Genomic DNA, 17,089 nt, shown 5'->3' on the forward strand with positions numbered 1-17,089 from the left:
TCCAGAAGCGGATCGGCTGCGATGGGCTGTTCTTGGCGTAAAGTCCGGCGATCAACGGCCGCCCTTCACGCGCGCGGACAACGTCCTTACGCCTTCTTGGCCTCTTTGAGGGTGATCTTTTCGCCCGAGTAACGCACGCCCTTGCCCTTGTAGGGTTCCGGCGGACGGAACGAGCGGATCTTCGCGGCGACTTCGCCGACGCGCTGCTTGTCCGCACCCGCGATCAGGATCTCGGTCTGCGCCGGAACCGTGATCGTGATGCCTTCCGGCGCCTTGAAGACGACCGGATGCGAGAAGCCGAGCGTGAGGCTGAGGTCCTTGCCCTGCAGCGCCGCGCGGTAACCGACGCCGACCAGCTCCAGCTTGCGCTGGTAGCCTTCGCTGACGCCGGTGACCATGTTGTTGATCAATGCGCGGGCGGTGCCCGCCATCTTCGTGTCGTTCGCGCTCTTCGCGCTGAGCTGGATCGTGCCACCGTCGACGGCGACGGAGACGCCGGCCGGCGAGGCGATCGCGAGCGTGCCCTTCGGGCCCTTCACGGTGATCGCGTCGGCCTTGACCTGGCACTCGACGCCCTTCGGCAGGGAAATGGGTTTCTTGGCAACGCGGGACATGTCTTATTTCTCCAAGAAACTTAGGCGACCAGGCCGATGACTTCGCCGCCGAGGCCCTTCTTGCGGGCCTGCGCGTCGGTCATGATTCCGGACGACGTGGAAACGATCGAAATACCGAGACCATTGAGGATCTTCGGCAGCTCGTCCTTGCCGCGGTAAACGCGCAGGCCGGACCGGCTGACGCGCTCGATGCGCTCGATGACCGGCTTGCCTTCGTAGTACTTGAGGGCGATCTCGAGCTTCGCCTTGCCTTCGACCGTGCTCGTCTGCACTTCGGCGACGTAGCCCTCGTTCTTCAGCAGGTTGGCGATCGCGTGCTTGACGCGGGAGGCCGGCATCGCCACGGAACGCTTGCCCGTGGCCTGCGCATTGCGAATGCGCGTAAACATGTCGGCGATGGGATCAGTCATGCTCATGAAAAACCACCTCTGAGTGCACCGATATCCGCGAAATGCGAATGATCTATTTTGTGGAAGTCCGGCCGCGGACGGCCGGGCTCGCGCGGAGGATTCCGCGTGTTTACCAGCTGGCCTTGCGCAGACCCGGGACGTCGCCACGCATGGTCGCTTCGCGCAGCTTGTGGCGCGCGAGGCCGAACTTGCTGTAGACGCCGCGCGAGCGGCCGGTCAGCTCGCAGCGGTTGCGCTGACGCGAAGGGCTCGAGTCGCGCGGCAGCTTCTGCAGCTTCACCGCGGCGGCGATCTTCTCGTCGTACGACGCCGTCGTGCTGGACACGATCTTCTTGAGCTCCTCTCGCTTGGCGGCATGCCGCTTCACGAGCTTGGTGCGCTTGAGATCGCGGTTGATCATCGAGGTCTTGGCCATAATCCTGGGTCCTGCTGTCGCGCTGTCAGTTGCGGAACGGGAAGTTGAACGCTTCGAGCAGCGCCTTCGCTTCCTCGTCGGTACGGGCGGTCGTCGTGATCGCGATGTCCATGCCGCGCAGCGCGTCGATCTGGTCGAAATCGATCTCGGGGAAGATGATCTGTTCCTTCAGGCCCATGTTGAAGTTGCCGCGGCCGTCGAACGAACGCCCCGAGATGCCGCGGAAGTCACGCACGCGCGGCAGCGAGATGTTGATCAGGCGATCGAAGAACTCGTACATGCGGTGACGGCGCAGGGTGACCTTGCAGCCGATCGGCCAGTTCTCGCGGATCTTGAACGTCGCGTGCGCCTTGCGGGACAGCGTCACGATCGGCTTCTGACCGGCGATCTTCGCCATGTCGGCCACGGCGTTCTCGAGGATCTTCTTGTTGCCCACCGCCTCGCCCACGCCCATGTTGAGCGTGATCTTGGTCAGGCGCGGCACCTGCATCGGGTTGGTGTAGCCGAAACGCTGAGTCAGCTTCGGCACGACCTGTTCTTTGTAGATAGTCTGAAGGCGGGTCATGTCGTCAGCCTCAAGCGTCGACCACTTCGCCGGACGTGCGATACACGCGGACCTTGCGCCCGTTCTCGAGCGTCTTGAAGCCCACGCGCTCACCCTTGCCGGTGGCGGTGTTGAACAGCATTACGTTGGAAATATGGATCGGAGCCTCGCGCTCGACAATGCCGCCCGGCTGGTTCGCCTGCGGATTCGGCTTCGTGTGGCGCTTGACCAGGTTGATGTTCTGCACGAACACGGAATCACCCGCGACGCGCGTCACCTCGCCCTTCTGGCCCTTGTTCTTGCCGGCGATAACCAGGACCTGGTCGCCCTTGCGGATACGGTTCATGGCATCAACCTCGTTACAGGACTTCCGGCGCGAGCGAAACGATCTTCATGAAACGCTCGCCGCGCAGCTCGCGCGTGACCGGCCCGAAGATACGGGTGCCGATCGGCTCGAGTTTGTTGTTCAACAGGACGGCCGCATTGCCGTCGAAGCGGATCAGCGAACCGTCCGCGCGACGCACGCCCTTGCGGGTGCGCACCACGACGGCGTCGTAGACCTCGCCCTTCTTCACCTTGCCGCGCGGAATCGCTTCACGCACGGAAACCTTGATCACGTCGCCGATCTGCGCGTACCGGCGCTTAGAGCCGCCGAGTACCTTGATGCACATCAGTTCGCGCGCACCGCTGTTGTCCGCCGCGGCCAGCGTGGTCTGCATCTGGATCATGTCGCTTTCTCCTCCAGTCCCGCCACGCTCAGGCTTCAGCGCGCGTGACGATTTTCACGACGCGCCAGTTCTTGGTCTTCGACAGCGGACGGCATTCCGCGATGCGGACGACGTCGCCTTCCTTGCACTCGCTCGCCTCGTCGTGAGCGTGCACCTTGGTGGAGCGACGCACGATCTTGCCGTACAGCGGGTGCTGCACCTGGCGCTCGAGCAGGACGGTCACGGTCTTGGTCATCTTGTTGCTGACCACGCGCCCCTCGAGGGTGCGCTGCTTCTTCTCATTCTCGCTCATGTCACTGCCCCTGCTTCTTCGCGCCGAGCAGGTGCTTGACCTGCGCGATCTCGCGACGGACGCGGCCAAACTGATGGGTCTGCGTGAGCTGGCCGGAGCCCTTCTGCATGCGCAGGTTGAATTGTTCGCGGCGCAGTTCACCGAGGTGCTCGGCGAGCTGCTCTGCATTCTTCTGGCGGAGTTCTTTCAGTTCCATCACAGCACCGTCCGGGCCACGAATTGGGTCTGCACCGACAGCTTGGCGGCGGCGAGACGGAACGCCTCGCGAGCCTCGATTTCGGCGATGCCCTCGATTTCATACAGCATGCGGCCCGGCTGCACCGGAGCCACCCAATACTCGACGTTGCCCTTACCATTGCCCATTCGGACTTCGATCGGCTTCTTCGAGATCGGCTTGTCGGGGAACACGCGGATCCACAACTTGCCGCCGCGCTTGACGTAGCGCGTGATGCAGCGACGGGCGGCCTCGATCTGGCGCGCGGTCAGGTGGCCGTGCGTAGTCGCCTTCAGGCCGAATTCGCCGAAGCTGACCTTGTTCGAGACGTAGGAGAGGCCACGGTTGCGGGCCTTCTGGACCTTGCGGTACTTGGTGCGCTTGGGTTGCAGCATGACTTACGCTCCCGCCTTCGGCGCGCGACGCTGCGGACGCTCTTCAGCGGCCTCGGCCTTGGCTTCCTGCTGAGATGCGTGGAGGTCGAAGATCTCACCCTTGAAGACCCACACCTTCACGCCGATGATTCCGTACGTGGTCTTCGCCTCGGCGAAGCCGTAGTCGATGTCCGCGCGCAGCGTGTGCAGCGGCACGCGACCTTCGCGGTACCACTCCGAACGCGCGATCTCGGCGCCATTCAGGCGGCCGGCGACATTGACCTTGATGCCGAGCGCACCGAGGCGCATCGCGTTCTGCACCGAGCGCTTCATCGCGCGGCGGAACATGATGCGGCGCTCGAGCTGCTGCGCGATCGATTCCGCGACGAGCTGGGCGTCGAGCTCGGGCTTACGCACCTCGGTCACGTTGATGTGCGCCGGGACGCCCATCACGTTCGAGACTTCCTTGCGCAGCTTCTCGATGTCCTCGCCCTTCTTGCCGATGACGACACCCGGACGAGCCGTGTGGATCGTCACGCGTGCGGTCTTGGCCGGACGCTCGATCTGGATCCGGGAAATGCCGGCCTGGGCGAGCTTCTTCTTCAGCAGCTCGCGCACCTTGAGGTCGGCACCGAGGTATTCGGCGTATTCGCGCTTGTTCGCGAACCACTTCGAATTCCAGTCCTTGGCGATGCCGAGGCGGATGCCGATCGGATTGACTTTGTGACCCATCGTAGTCGTCCTGTGCCTTATTCGCCGACAACCACGGTGATGTGGCTGGTGCGCTTGGAGATGCGCGAGCCGCGGCCCTTCGCGCGTGCATGCATGCGCTTGAGGATCGCGCCTTCGTCGACGAAGATCTTCGAGACCTTCAGCTCGTCGACGTCCGCACCGAGGTTGTTTTCGGCGTTCGCGACGGCCGACAGCAGCACCTTCTTGATCAGGTGCGCCGCCTTCTTGTCGCTGAACTGCAGCAGGTTGGTCGCGCGACCGACCGGCATGCCACGCACCTGGTCGGCGACCAGGCGGGCCTTCTGCGGGGAAATGCGCGCGCTGCGCAGGATCGCTTTGGCTTCCATCGTGCTCACCGTCACTTCTTGGCCTCGGCGGCCTTCTTGTCGCCACCGTGGCCCTTGAACGTGCGGGTCACCGCAAATTCGCCGAGCTTGTGGCCGACCATGTTTTCATTGACCAGCACGGGCACGTGCTGGCGACCGTTGTGGATCGCGAGCGTGAAGCCCACCATTTCCGGCACGATCATCGATCGACGCGACCAGGTCTTGATCGGCTTCTTCGTGTTGCCCGCAACCTCCACCTTCTTCATCAGGTGATGGTCGACGAACGGGCCTTTCTTCAGAGAACGAGCCATTGCTTAACCCCTGCGGTCGCGGACGATGAACTGCGTCGTGCGCTTGTTCTTGCGCGTCTTGTAACCCTTCGTCGGCATGCCCCACGGCGACACCGGATGCGGGTTACCCTGGCCGGCCTTCGCCTCGCCACCGCCGTGCGGATGGTCGACCGGGTTCATCGCGGCACCGCGAACGGTCGGACGCACGCCGCGCCAGCGCGACGCACCCGCCTTGCCCAGCTTTTCGAGGTTGTGCTCGCTGTTGCCGACTTCGCCGATCGTGGCGCGGCATTCCGCCGGCACCTTGCGCATCTCGCCGGAGCGGAGGCGCAGCGTGGCGTAGCCCTGCTCGCGCGCGACCAGCTGCGCCGAGGCACCGGCCGAACGCGCGATCTGCGCGCCCTTGCCCGGCTTCATCTCGATGCAGTGCACGGTGGAACCGATCGGGATGTTGCGCAGCGGCAGCGAGTTGCCGACCTTGATCGGCGCGTCGTGGCCGGACATGAGCTGGTCGCCGACCTTCGCGCCCTTCGGCGCGATGATGTAGCGGCGCTCGCCGTCGACGAAACACAGCAGCGCGATGTGCGCCGTGCGATTCGGATCGTATTCGATGCGCTCGATGCGGCAGGCGATGCCTTCCTTGTCGCGCTTGAAGTCGATCACGCGGTAATGCTGCTTCGAGCCGCCACCCTTGTGACGGGTGGTGATGCGACCGTAATGGTTGCGGCCACCGGTCTTGGACTGCGACTCGGTCAGCGGTGCGTACGGCGCGCCCTTGTGCAGGCCAGGAGTGGCCACGCGCACGACGGCGCGGCGTCCGGCGGAGGTGGGTTTGACTGTAATCAGTGCCATGATGTTTTTTCCTGATTTCCATGGACGCTCATCACGCCCATATCCACCTTAGGCCTTGGCTGTCACGTCGATGGTCTGGCCATCGGCGAGTCGAACGTACGCCTTGCGCTTGTTGCTGCGCGTGCCGGCGCGGTTGCGGAATGCCCTGGCCTTGCCCTTGACGTTGACCAGGTTGACCGACTGCACCTCGACGCTGAACAGTCCTTCCACGGCCGCCTTCACGTCGGCCTTGGTCGCAGCCTGCGCAACCTCGAACACGTACTGGTTGTTTTCCTGCAGACGCGCGCTCTTCTCGGAGATGTGCGGCGCGCGCAGGACGTTGTACAGATGCTCTTTCACGCCAGCCACTCCTCGATACGCTTGAGCGATTCGACCGTCATGACGATCTTGTCCGCACCGACCAGACTGACCGGATCCAGCGCGGCGACGTCGACGACGTGCAGGTAGGGCACGTTGCGCGCGGCGAGATACAGCGCCTCGGGCGCGTTCTCGGCGACCAGCACGACGCGGCCCGCGGCCTTCAGCTCGGCGAGCTTGGCGACCATCTGCTTGGTCTTCGGCTGCTCGATGCCGAACGACTCGACCACCGAGATGCGACCCTGGCGGTTCAGCTCCGACAGGATCGAAACCATCGCGCCGCGGAACATCTTGCGGTTGACCTTCTGCGCGAAACTGCGCGGACGCGCGGCGAACGTGACGCCGCCGCCGACAAAGATCGGGGCACGGAAGTCGCCGTGACGCGCGCCGCCACCCTTCTGCTTCTTGAACTTCTTGGTCGTGCCGGACAGATCCGAACGCGACTTCTGCGCCTTCGTGCCGGCGCGACCGGCGTTGCGATATGCAACGACGACCTGGTGCACGAGGTCTTCGCGGAATTCCTTGCCGAACACCGCCTCGGAGACGGAAACCGGCTTGGCGCCGATGACGTTGAGTTCCATGGCGTCCTCCTTACTTCGACTTCACGGCGGGACGCACGATCACGTCGCCGCCCGGTGCGCCCGGCACCGCGCCCTTGATCGCGATCAGATGACGCTCGGTATCGATCTTGACGATCTCGAGGTTCATCGACGAGCGGGTCACGTTACCCATGTGACCGGCCATCTTCTTGCCCGGGAACACGCGGCCCGGCGTCTGGCGCTGGCCGATCGAGCCCGGCGCACGATGCGACAGCGAGTTGCCGTGCGTGGCATCGCCCATCGTGAAGTGATGGCGCTTGATCGTGCCCTGGAAGCCCTTGCCCTTGCTGACGCCCTGCACGTCGACCTTCTGGCCGACCGTGAAGACCTCGTCGGCCTTAAGCTCGCCGCCGACGGCGAACTTGCCGAGCTCGGCCGCTTCGACGCGGAATTCCCACAGGCCGCGACCTGCCGTCACGTTCGCCTTGGCGAAGTGCCCGGCGAGCGGCTTGTTGATCAGCGCAGCGCGCTTCGCGCCGGCGGTGACCTGGACGGCGCTGTAGCCGTCGGCCTCGATGGTCTTCACCTGCGTCACGCGGTTCGGCGTCGCTTCGATCAGCGTCACCGGCACCGAACGACCATCTTCGGTGAAGACGCGGCTCATGCCGCATTTACGACCTACCAACCCGATACTCATCGTCGTATCCCGTTACTTGTACTGGTGCTTCAGTGCAGCTTGATCTGGACGTCGACGCCGGCCGCGAGGTCGAGCTTCATGAGCGCGTCCACGGTCTTGTCGTTCGGGTCGACGATGTCCATCACGCGCTTGTGCACACGCGTCTCGTACTGGTCGCGCGCATCCTTGTCGGCGTGCGGCGACACCAGAATGGTGTAGCGCTCGATCTTGGTCGGCAGCGGAATCGGTCCGCGGACCTGTGCGCCGGTGCGCTTCGCCGTCTCGACGATTTCGCTCGCGGAGCGATCGATCAAGCGGTGATCGAATGCCTTGAGCCGGATACGAATCTTCTGGTCCGCCATTGCCGTGTCCTTGAATCTGAAAGAACGCTGTTCATCGACGACAGGGCTCACTGAACCCCGCCCGCCGCACCCGACAGGGGCGGCCTTTGAATGCCTGTTGCAACTGCGCGAAAGAATGAGCGGACCGTTCCCGGTCCGCTCAAGCTTGAACCACCCTCGCAGCCGACCCGTCCTCGAGACGATCGCCCCGTGCCGGGGTCGCTACGGTCGACATCCTGTCGGCGAACTCGAAGCGCTTCCTGCGCCTCATTTCGCTGTCTGTTGCCGCCCCAGGCAATACCGGAGCGGTAGTGAGCTGTCTACTATAACAAGACACCCACGGAATGTGAAGCTTTTGCGTAGCAGAATCCCGAAAAATCCATTCCGGGAACCTGCCAGGTCCTTTTCTGACCTTACTGGATGATCTTCGCCACCACGCCCGCGCCGACCGTACGGCCGCCTTCGCGGATCGCGAAGCGCAGGCCCTCGTCCATCGCGATCGGCGCGATCAGCGTCACCACCATCTTGATGTTGTCGCCCGGCATGACCATCTCCACGCCTTCCGGCAGCTCGCACGCACCCGTCACGTCCGTCGTGCGGAAGTAGAACTGCGGGCGATAGCCCTTGAAGAACGGCGTGTGGCGACCGCCCTCGTCCTTCGACAGCACGTACACTTCCGCCTCGAACTTCGTGTGCGGCGTGATCGAACCCGGCTTCGCCAGCACCTGGCCGCGCTCCACGTCGTCACGCTTCGTGCCGCGCAGCAACAGGCCCGCGTTGTCGCCCGCCTGGCCCTGGTCCAGCAGCTTGCGGAACATCTCCACGCCCGTCACCGTCGTCTTCTGCGTCGGACGGATGCCCACGATCTCGATTTCGTCGCCCACCTTGACGATGCCGCGCTCGATTCGGCCCGTCACCACCGTGCCGCGACCCGAGATCGAGAACACGTCCTCGACCGGCATCAGGAACGGCTTGTCGATGTCACGCTGCGGCTCCGGAATCCAGCTGTCCAGCGCTTCCACCAGCTTGATGATCGCCGGCACGCCGATTTCCGACTGGTCCCCTTCCAGCGCCTTCAGCGCCGATCCCTTCACGATCGGCGTGTCGTCGCCCGGGAAGTTATACTTCGACAACAGCTCGCGCACTTCCATCTCGACGAGCTCCAGCAGCTCCGCGTCGTCGACCATGTCCGCCTTGTTCATGAACACCACGATGTACGGCACGCCCACCTGGCGCGCCAGCAGGATGTGCTCGCGCGTCTGCGGCATCGGACCGTCCGCCGCCGAACACACCAGGATCGCGCCGTCCATCTGCGCCGCTCCCGTGATCATGTTCTTCACGTAGTCCGCGTGGCCCGGGCAATCAACGTGCGCGTAGTGCCGCGTCGGGCTTTCGTATTCCACGTGCGCCGTCGAAATCGTGATGCCGCGCGCCTTCTCTTCCGGCGCCGCGTCGATCTGGTCGTACGCCTTGAACTCGCCGCCGAAGCGCTCCGCACCGATCTTCGTCAGCGCCGCCGTCAGCGTCGTCTTGCCGTGGTCAACGTGGCCGATCGTGCCCACGTTCACGTGCGGCTTCTTGCGCTCGAATTTTTCCTTCGACATGACTTGCAACCTCAAAGCAGACTATTTGGACAATGCGGCCCCGAAGGGCCGCTTCTCTATATTCCGGCGACCCGCGAGGGTCGCGCTGGTCAACTCTTCTTGATGACCGCTTCGGCGATGTTGTTCGGCGCTTCGGCGTAGTGGTCGAACTCCATCGTGAAGGTCGCGCGGCCCTGCGACATCGAGCGCAGGCTCGTCGCGTAACCGAACATTTCGCCGAGCGGCACCATCGCGTTGATGACCTTGCCCGACGGCGAATCGTCCGAGCCCTGCAGCACGCCGCGACGGCGGCTCAGGTCGCCCATCACGTCGCCCATGTAGTCCTCGGGCGTGACCACCTCGACCTTCATGATCGGCTCGAGCAGGACCGGGTTGGCCTTGTTGAAGCCTTCCTTGAAGCCCATCGAACCGGCGATCTTGAACGCCATTTCGTTCGAGTCGACCTCGTGGTAAGAACCGTCGACGAGCTTGATCTTGATGTCGACGACCGGGAAGCCCGCCATCGGACCACTGGTCATCGCTTCGCGAATGCCCTTGTCGACCGCCGGCACGTATTCCTTCGGCACCGAACCGCCGACGGTCACGTTCTCGAACAGGTAACCCTTGCCGCGCTCCTGCGGCTCGATCTCGAGCACGACGTGGCCGTACTGGCCCTTGCCGCCCGACTGGCGCACGAACTTGCCTTCCTGCTTGACGGCCTTGCGGATCGTCTCGCGGTAGGCCACCTGCGGCTTGCCGACGTTAGCCTCGACGTTGAACTCGCGCTTCATGCGGTCGACGATGATCTCGAGGTGCAGCTCGCCCATGCCGGCGATGATCGTCTGGCCCGACTCCTCGTCCGAGCGGACGCGGAACGACGGGTCTTCCTGCGCGAGGCGCGACAGGGCGATGCCCATCTTTTCCTGGTCCGACTTGGTCTTCGGTTCGACCGCCATCGCGATGACCGGATCCGGGAACGTCATGCGCTCGAGCGTGATCACGTTGTCGGTCGCGCACAGCGTGTCGCCGGTCGTGACGTCCTTCAGGCCGACCGCCGCGGCGATGTCGCCCGCGCGGACTTCCTTGATCTCGCTGCGCTCGGCCGCGTGCATCTGCAGGATGCGGCCGACGCGTTCCTTCTTGCTCTTGACCGGGTTGTAGACGGTGTCGCCCGAATTCAGTACGCCCGAATACACGCGGAAGAACGTCAGCGAGCCGACGAACGGATCGGTCATGATCTTGAACGCGAGCGCGGAGAACGGCGCGGCGTCGTCGGCCGTGCGCGAATCTTCCTTCTCGTCCTCGTCGATGCCCTTGACCGGCGGACGATCGGACGGCGCCGGCAGGTAACGCACGACCGCGTCGAGCATCGCCTGCACGCCCTTGTTCTTGAACGCCGTGCCGCAGAACACCGGGATCAGCTTGTTGCCGATCACTGCGTCGCGGATGCCCGCATAGATCTCGTCCTCGGAAAGCGAACCTTCCTCGAGGTACTTGTTCATGAGGTCTTCCGACGTCTCCGCGGCCGACTCGACGAGGAACGAATGCGCCTTCTCGCAGACATCCTTGAGGTGCGCCGGGATGTCGCGATACTCGAACGACATACCCTGCGACTCGGCGTCCCAGTAGATCGCCTTCATCTTGACGAGGTCGACCACGCCCTCGAAGGCGTCCTCGGCACCGATCGGCACCTGCATCGGCACCGGATGCGCGCCCAGGCGCGACTTCAGCTGGCCGACGACCTTGTCGAAGTCGGCGCCGGTACGGTCCATCTTGTTGACGAACGCGAGGCGCGGCACGCCGTACTTGTTGGCCTGGCGCCACACCGTCTCGGACTGCGGTTGCACGCCACCGACCGCGCACAGCACGAACACCGCACCGTCGAGCACGCGCAGCGAGCGCTCGACTTCGATCGTGAAGTCGACGTGCCCCGGGGTATCGATGATGTTGAAGCGATGCTGCGGGAACGAACGGTCCATGCCGGTCCAGAAGCAGGTCGTCGCGGCCGACGTGATCGTGATGCCGCGTTCCTGTTCCTGTTCCATCCAGTCCATCGTCGCGGCGCCCTCATGCACCTCGCCAATCTTGTGATTGACGCCGGTGTAATAGAGGATGCGCTCGGTCGTGGTGGTCTTTCCGGCATCGATGTGGGCCATGATGCCGAAATTGCGATAGCGCTCGATAGGTGTGGTGCGAGCCATTGTGATTACCTTTCCCGGGATTCCTTACCCGCGATGGAGCAGCCGTCCCGGCTGCGGTGCATGTTCAGACGCGGGGCTGAAGCCCCGCATGCCGCGATTCGGGCGAATCGCCGGACGCGCGAAACCGCTTACCAGCGGTAGTGCGAGAACGCCTTGTTCGCTTCCGCCATGCGGTGCGTCTCCTCGCGCTTCTTCACCGCGCCACCGCGGTTCTCGGAAGCCTCGAGCAGTTCGGCCGCGAGCTTGCGCGGCATGGTGTTCTCGCCGCGCTTGCGCGCCGCGTCGATGAGCCAGCGCATCGCCAGCGCGGTGCGGCGCGTCGAGCGCACTTCGACCGGAACCTGGTACGTCGCGCCACCGACGCGGCGGGACTTGACCTCGACCGCCGGTGCGACGTTGTTGAGCGCCTTCTCGACCAGCGCGACCGGCTCGGCATGCTTCTCACCGATGTGGTCGAGCGCGCCGTAGACGATCTTTTCCGCGACCGACTTCTTGCCGCTCTGCATCACCATATTGATGAAGCGGGCGATGACCTGGCTGCCGTGCTTGGGGTCGGGCAGGAGGACGCGAGTCGGGGTTTGACCTTTACGTGACATAGATTCTTCTCAATGATGCGGCCACACGGGCCACTTGATACTCAAGCGCCGAAGCGCCTGTGGGAATGCGAGCGGATCAGCTCTTCGGGCGCTTCGCGCCGTACTTCGAACGGCTCTGGCGACGCTTGGTCACACCGGCCGCATCGAGGCTGCCGCGCACCGTGTGGTAACGCACGCCCGGCAGATCCTTCACGCGGCCGCCGCGAATGAGCACCACCGAGTGCTCCTGCAGGTTATGGCCTTCGCCGCCGATGTAGCTGATGACTTCGAAGCCGTTCGTCAGTCGCACCTTGGCGACCTTGCGCAGAGCCGAGTTCGGCTTCTTCGGCGTGGTCGTGTAGACGCGCGTGCAGACGCCGCGACGCTGCGGGCAATTCGCGAGAGCCGGGGACGCGCTCTTGTACGTCTTCGGGCTGCGCGGCTTGCGTACCAGCTGATTGACTGTTGACATGCGTTTGAACCGTGCCTGCGAGATCTTGGAAGAAAGCCCGGAATCGTCCGGGAAACAAAAGGCAGGCCGAATGAATTCGGCCTGCCGAGACAAAAGAGTATAACGTGCGCCTAACGCGACGGTCAACCCGCCGCGCGCCCAGCGCCTCGCTCCCTGCCCTCGAACACGAGGCGAATCCTTCGCCTCTTTTCGATGTCGTCGCCTCGCCCCGGCTGATCACCACCCCGCTGCGGGGAAGGCCCGGTTCACCCGGACGCCTGCTCTCGCAGGCCTGGTCGGATCAGCCCACACGGGGCCTGGATCAATGCGAATCGCCGTCTTCGGCGACCGCCTCGGCCACCGAACTCGTGGCACCCAGCGTTTCGCGTTCCTGCTCGGTCAACGTACCCTGCTTGCTGCGCCGCTGGGCGTGATAAGCAAGGCCGGTACCGGCGGGAATCAAGCGTCCGACGATAACATTTTCCTTGAGGCCCCGCAAGGTATCGCGGGTGCCGCGTACGGCCGCCTCGGTCAGCACGCGCGTCGTTTCCTGGAACGACGCCGCCGAGATGAACGACTCGGTCGCGAGCGACGCCTTGGTGATGCCGAGCAGCACCGGCAGCATCTCGGCCACGCGCTCGTTGCGCGCGTCCGCACGCGAGTTCTCCTCGACGAGGCGCGAGCGGTCGACCTGCTCGCCGCGCAGGAAACGCGTGTCACCCGGTTCGGCGATCTCGATCTTGCGCAGCATCTGGCGAATGATCGCTTCGATGTGCTTGTCGTTGATCTTCACGCCCTGCAGGCGATAGACGTCCTGGATTTCCTTGACCAGGTACGCCGCCAGCGGCTCGACGCCCAGCAGGCGCAGGATGTCGTGCGGATTCGGCTCGCCGTCGACGATCGTTTCACCCTTCTCGACGTGCTCGCCTTCGAACACGATCACGTGACGCCACTTCGGGATCAGTTCCTCGTGCTCGTTGCCGTCCGTGTCGCGGATGATCAGGCGCTGCTTGCCCTTGGTGTCCTTGCCGAAGCTGACCACGCCCGAACGCTCGGCGAGGATCGCCGGTTCCTTCGGCTTGCGCGCTTCGAACAGGTCGGCCACGCGCGGCAGACCGCCCGTGATGTCGCGGGTCTTGGACGTTTCCTGCGGGATACGCGCGACGACGTCGCCGACGCCGACCTCGGAGCCGTTCTGCAGCGACACGATCGCACCCGCGGGCAGGAAGTACTGCGCCGGGATGTCCGTGCCGGGCAGACGCAGTTCGCCGCCCTTCTTGTCGACCAGGCGCACCATCGGACGCAGGTCCTTGGCGGTGCCGCCGCGGCGCTTCGGGTCGGTGACCACCGCGCTGGCGAGGCCGGTCAGTTCATCGACCTGCTCCTGCACGGTGATGCCATCCTGGAAGTCGATGAAGCGGACCACGCCGGCCACTTCCGAGACGATCGGATGGGTGTGCGGGTCCCACTTCGCGACCGTCTGGCCGGCCTTGACCGCCGCGCCGTCCTTCGCGTCGATGACCGCGCCGTACGGCACCTTGTAGCGCTCGCGCTCGCGGCCGTGCGTATCCATGACCGACAGTTCGCCCGAGCGCGACACGGCGACGAGGTGACCGGCGCTGTGCGCGACGGTCTTGAGGTTGGTGAACTTCAGCGTGCCGGTCGTCTTCACCTGCACGTTGTCGACTGCGGCGGCTCGCGACGCGGCGCCGCCGATGTGGAACGTACGCATCGTCAGCTGCGTGCCCGGCTCGCCGATCGACTGCGCGGCGATGACGCCGACCGCTTCGCCGATGTTGACGAGGTGGCCACGCGCGAGGTCGCGGCCGTAGCACATCGCACAGACGCCGAAGCGCGCGTCGCAGGTGATCGGCGAGCGCACGAGCACCGACTGCACGCCGGCGACTTCGAGCTTCTCCACCATCGCTTCGTCGAGCAGCGTGTTGCGCGGGACGATCGGATCCTCGTCGTTGCCCGGCGCGAACACGTCCTCGGCGACCACGCGGCCGAGCACGCGGTCCTTCAGCGCCTCGACGACGTCGCCGCCTTCGACGATCGGCGCCATCGTGAGCCCGGACTTGGTGCCGCAATCGGTCTCGGTGACGACCACGTCCTGCGCGACGTCGACGAGACGACGCGTCAGGTAACCCGAGTTCGCGGTCTTCAACGCGGTGTCCGCGAGACCCTTTCGGGCACCGTGGGTCGAGTTGAAGTACTGCAGCACGTTCAGGCCTTCGCGGAAGTTCGCCTTGATCGGCGTCTCGATGATCGAGCCGTCCGGGCGGGCCATCAGGCCGCGCATGCCGGCGAGCTGGCGGATCTGCGCCGCGCTACCGCGCGCGCCCGAGTCGGCCATGATGAACAGCGAGTTCATCGACTTCTGCTCGACCAGGTCGCCCTTGGCGTTCTTGACCTCGTCCGAGCCGATGCCCTTCATCATCGCCGCGGCGACTTTCTCGTTGGTGCGCGACCAGATGTCGACGACCTTGTTGTAGCGCTCGCCCGCGGTCACCAGGCCCGACTGGTACTGCTGCTGGATCTCGGTGACTTCTTTCTCGGCTTCCTCGAGGATGCCCTTCTTGGCGGCCGGGATCTTCATGTCGTCGATGCCGATCGACATGCCCGCGCGCGTCGCGTAATGGAAGCCCGTGTACATGAGCTGGTCCGCGAACACGACCGTGTCCTTGAGGCCGAGGCGGCGGTAGCACTGGTTGATCAGGCGCGAGATGTTCTTCTTGGTCAGCTCGATGTTGACCAGCGCGAACGGCAGGCCTTCCGGCAGGATTTCCGCCAGCAGCGCGCGGCCGACCGTGGTGTCGACCAGGGTCGTGTTCTCGCTGCGCTTGCCGTTTTCGTCGAACTCGACCTGGTGCAGGCGCACCTTCACCTTCGCGTGCAGCGTGACCGCGCGGTTGTCGTAGGCGCGATGGACTTCGGCGACGTTGGCGAACGCCATGCCCTCACCCTTCGCGTTCTCGAGCGCGCGCGTCATGTAGTACAGGCCGAGGACGACGTCCTGGGTCGGCACGATGATCGGCTCGCCGTTCGCGGGCGACAGGATGTTGTTGGTCGACATCATCAGCGCGCGCGCTTCGAGCTGCGCCTCGAGCGACAGCGGCACGTGCACGGCCATCTGGTCACCGTCGAAGTCCGCGTTGAACGCGGTACAGACGAGCGGGTGCAGCTGGATCGCCTTGCCTTCGATGAGCACGGGCTCGAACGCCTGGATGCCCAGGCGATGCAGCGTCGGCGCGCGGTTGAGCAGCACCGGGTGCTCGCGGATCACCTCTTCGAGGATGTCCCACACCTCGGCGCTCTCGCGCTCGACGAGCTTCTTCGCCGCCTTGATCGTGGTGGCGAGGCCGCGGCGCTGCAGCTTGGAGAAGATGAACGGCTTGAACAGCTCGAGCGCCATCTTCTTCGGCAGGCCGCACTGGTGCAGCTTCAGCGTCGGACCAACCACGATGACCGAGCGGCCGGAGTAGTCGACTCGCTTGCCGAGCAGGTTCTGGCGGAAGCGCCCCTGCTTGCCCTTGATCATGTCGGCCAGCGACTTCAGCGGGCGCTTGTTGGTGCCGGTGATCGCGCGGCCGCGACGGCCGTTGTCCATCAGCGCGTCGACCGCTTCCTGCAGCATGCGCTTCTCGTTGCGTACGATGATGTCGGGCGCGTTGAGCTCGAGCAGGCGCTTGAGGCGATTGTTGCGGTTGATGACGCGGCGGTACAGGTCGTTGAGGTCCGACGTGGCGAAGCGACCGCCGTCCAGCGGCACGAGCGGACGCAGGTCGGGCGGCAGCACCGGCAGCACGGTCAGCACCATGTACTCCGGACGGTTGCCCGACTCGAGGAACGCTTCGACCAGCTTGATGCGCTTGCTGAGGCGCTTGAGCTTGGTCTCCGAGTTCGTCGCGGCGATTTCCTCGCGCAGCTTGATCAGTTCCTGGTTGAGGTCGATCGTCTTGAGCAGCTCGTAGACGGCCTCGGCGCCCATGCGCGCGTCGAACTCGTCGCCATGCTCCTCGACCGACTGCAGGTACTGCTCCTCGTTGAGCAGCTGGCCACGCTCGAGCGCGGTCAGGCCCGGGTCGACGACGACGTAGGCCTCGAAATAGAGGATGCGCTCGATGTCGCGCAGGGTCATGTCGAGCATGAGGCCGATGCGCGACGGCAGCGACTTCAGGAACCAGATGTGCGCGGTCGGCGAGGCGAGCTCGATGTGGCCCATGCGCTCGCGGCGCACCTTGGCCAGGGTGACTTCGGTGCCGCACTTCTCGCACACGACGCCACGGTGCTTCATGCGCTTGTACTTGCCGCACAGGCACTCGTAGTCCTTGATCGGACCGAAGATCGCGGCGCAGAACAGGCCGTCGCGCTCGGGCTTGAACGTGCGGTAGTTGATCGTCTCGGGCTTCTTCACCTCGCCGAACGACCAGGAGCGGATCAGGTCGGGCGAAGCCAGCGCGATCTTGATCGAGTCGAAATCGAGCGACTGGCGCTGCTGGTTGAAGAGGTTGAGCAAGTCTTTCATGTCTTAACTCCGGGATTCGAGGTTCGGGTTCGATGCGTCGGCAACGG

Annotated in this window: 22 protein-coding genes; all 22 read right to left on the reverse strand. The window is 64.6% G+C overall.

Annotated elements, in window-relative coordinates; all coding sequences use genetic code 11:
• Window positions 1-86 precede the first annotated feature (86 nt).
• The 22 genes from rplF to rpoC all read right to left on the reverse strand — a co-directional run bounded on the left by rplF (window position 87) and on the right by rpoC (window position 17,042).
• Window positions 87-614 (reverse strand): 50S ribosomal protein L6, encoded by a 528-nt coding sequence (rplF, locus tag FHW12_RS11575; RefSeq protein WP_182531187.1) that lies wholly within the window; start codon window positions 612-614, stop codon window positions 87-89.
• A gap of 20 nt (window positions 615-634) precedes the next feature.
• A complete protein-coding gene (rpsH, locus tag FHW12_RS11580; RefSeq protein WP_182531188.1) occupies window positions 635-1,030 on the reverse strand; it encodes a 30S ribosomal protein S8 in 396 nt (131 codons plus the stop codon).
• A gap of 103 nt (window positions 1,031-1,133) precedes the next feature.
• Window positions 1,134-1,439 (reverse strand): 30S ribosomal protein S14, encoded by a 306-nt coding sequence (rpsN, locus tag FHW12_RS11585; RefSeq protein ID WP_182531189.1) that lies wholly within the window; start codon window positions 1,437-1,439, stop codon window positions 1,134-1,136.
• A 25-nt stretch (window positions 1,440-1,464) separates the two neighbouring features.
• A complete protein-coding gene (gene rplE / locus FHW12_RS11590) occupies window positions 1,465-2,004 on the reverse strand; it encodes a 50S ribosomal protein L5 (protein WP_182531190.1) in 540 nt (179 codons plus the stop codon).
• Between the two features lie 10 nt (window positions 2,005-2,014).
• Complete coding sequence (gene rplX, locus FHW12_RS11595) at window positions 2,015-2,329, reverse strand: 50S ribosomal protein L24 (RefSeq protein ID WP_182531191.1); 315 nt, start codon at window positions 2,327-2,329, stop codon at window positions 2,015-2,017.
• 13 nt (window positions 2,330-2,342) lie between these two features.
• On the reverse strand, window positions 2,343-2,711 hold the full coding sequence (gene rplN, locus FHW12_RS11600) for a 50S ribosomal protein L14 (protein WP_131994950.1): 369 nt from the start codon (window positions 2,709-2,711) through the stop codon (window positions 2,343-2,345).
• Window positions 2,712-2,739: 28 nt separating this feature from the next.
• Entirely contained in the window at window positions 2,740-3,003 is a 264-nt protein-coding gene (rpsQ, locus tag FHW12_RS11605; protein ID WP_182531192.1) for a 30S ribosomal protein S17, read from the reverse strand.
• 1 nt (window position 3,004) lies between these two features.
• The gene (gene rpmC / locus FHW12_RS11610; protein WP_131994956.1) at window positions 3,005-3,199 is read right to left on the reverse strand and encodes a 50S ribosomal protein L29; all 195 of its coding nucleotides are present in this window, start codon (window positions 3,197-3,199) and stop codon (window positions 3,005-3,007) included.
• The gene (rplP, locus tag FHW12_RS11615) at window positions 3,199-3,612 is read right to left on the reverse strand and encodes a 50S ribosomal protein L16 (protein WP_182531193.1); all 414 of its coding nucleotides are present in this window, start codon (window positions 3,610-3,612) and stop codon (window positions 3,199-3,201) included. The genes rpmC and rplP overlap by 1 nt, the downstream gene beginning before the upstream one ends.
• Before the next feature lie 3 nt (window positions 3,613-3,615).
• Complete coding sequence (gene rpsC / locus FHW12_RS11620) at window positions 3,616-4,323, reverse strand: 30S ribosomal protein S3 (protein ID WP_131994962.1); 708 nt, start codon at window positions 4,321-4,323, stop codon at window positions 3,616-3,618.
• Window positions 4,324-4,340: 17 nt separating this feature from the next.
• Window positions 4,341-4,670, reverse strand: a complete 330-nt coding sequence (gene rplV, locus FHW12_RS11625; protein ID WP_182531194.1) for a 50S ribosomal protein L22 — start codon at window positions 4,668-4,670, stop codon at window positions 4,341-4,343.
• An 11-nt stretch (window positions 4,671-4,681) separates the two neighbouring features.
• Window positions 4,682-4,960 carry a 30S ribosomal protein S19 gene (rpsS, locus tag FHW12_RS11630; protein ID WP_182531195.1) on the reverse strand — a complete coding sequence of 93 codons (279 nt, stop codon included), beginning with the start codon at window positions 4,958-4,960 and terminating at the stop codon, window positions 4,682-4,684.
• A 3-nt stretch (window positions 4,961-4,963) separates the two neighbouring features.
• A complete protein-coding gene (gene rplB, locus FHW12_RS11635; protein WP_131994968.1) occupies window positions 4,964-5,791 on the reverse strand; it encodes a 50S ribosomal protein L2 in 828 nt (275 codons plus the stop codon).
• Between the two features lie 48 nt (window positions 5,792-5,839).
• Entirely contained in the window at window positions 5,840-6,130 is a 291-nt protein-coding gene (gene rplW / locus FHW12_RS11640) for a 50S ribosomal protein L23 (RefSeq protein WP_182531196.1), read from the reverse strand.
• Window positions 6,127-6,729 (reverse strand): 50S ribosomal protein L4, encoded by a 603-nt coding sequence (rplD, locus tag FHW12_RS11645; RefSeq protein ID WP_182531197.1) that lies wholly within the window; start codon window positions 6,727-6,729, stop codon window positions 6,127-6,129. Before rplD ends, rplW begins: the two co-directional genes overlap by 4 nt.
• Before the next feature lie 10 nt (window positions 6,730-6,739).
• Window positions 6,740-7,384 carry a 50S ribosomal protein L3 gene (gene rplC, locus FHW12_RS11650; RefSeq protein ID WP_182531198.1) on the reverse strand — a complete coding sequence of 215 codons (645 nt, stop codon included), beginning with the start codon at window positions 7,382-7,384 and terminating at the stop codon, window positions 6,740-6,742.
• A 29-nt stretch (window positions 7,385-7,413) separates the two neighbouring features.
• On the reverse strand, window positions 7,414-7,725 hold the full coding sequence (rpsJ, locus tag FHW12_RS11655) for a 30S ribosomal protein S10 (protein ID WP_131994980.1): 312 nt from the start codon (window positions 7,723-7,725) through the stop codon (window positions 7,414-7,416).
• A 392-nt stretch (window positions 7,726-8,117) separates the two neighbouring features.
• Entirely contained in the window at window positions 8,118-9,308 is a 1,191-nt protein-coding gene (gene tuf / locus FHW12_RS11660) for an elongation factor Tu (RefSeq protein WP_182531199.1), read from the reverse strand.
• A gap of 89 nt (window positions 9,309-9,397) precedes the next feature.
• Complete coding sequence (gene fusA / locus FHW12_RS11665) at window positions 9,398-11,488, reverse strand: elongation factor G (RefSeq protein WP_182531200.1); 2,091 nt, start codon at window positions 11,486-11,488, stop codon at window positions 9,398-9,400.
• 128 nt (window positions 11,489-11,616) lie between these two features.
• Complete coding sequence (gene rpsG / locus FHW12_RS11670) at window positions 11,617-12,084, reverse strand: 30S ribosomal protein S7 (RefSeq protein WP_182531201.1); 468 nt, start codon at window positions 12,082-12,084, stop codon at window positions 11,617-11,619.
• Between the two features lie 76 nt (window positions 12,085-12,160).
• Complete coding sequence (rpsL, locus tag FHW12_RS11675) at window positions 12,161-12,535, reverse strand: 30S ribosomal protein S12 (RefSeq protein ID WP_182531202.1); 375 nt, start codon at window positions 12,533-12,535, stop codon at window positions 12,161-12,163.
• Between the two features lie 301 nt (window positions 12,536-12,836).
• On the reverse strand, window positions 12,837-17,042 hold the full coding sequence (rpoC, locus tag FHW12_RS11680) for a DNA-directed RNA polymerase subunit beta' (RefSeq protein ID WP_182531203.1): 4,206 nt from the start codon (window positions 17,040-17,042) through the stop codon (window positions 12,837-12,839).
• Window positions 17,043-17,089 lie beyond the last annotated feature (47 nt).

It is taken from the genome of Dokdonella fugitiva (assembly GCF_014138265.1).
In the GTDB taxonomy this organism is placed as follows: Bacteria; Pseudomonadota; Gammaproteobacteria; order Xanthomonadales; family Rhodanobacteraceae; genus Dokdonella_A; species Dokdonella_A fugitiva_A.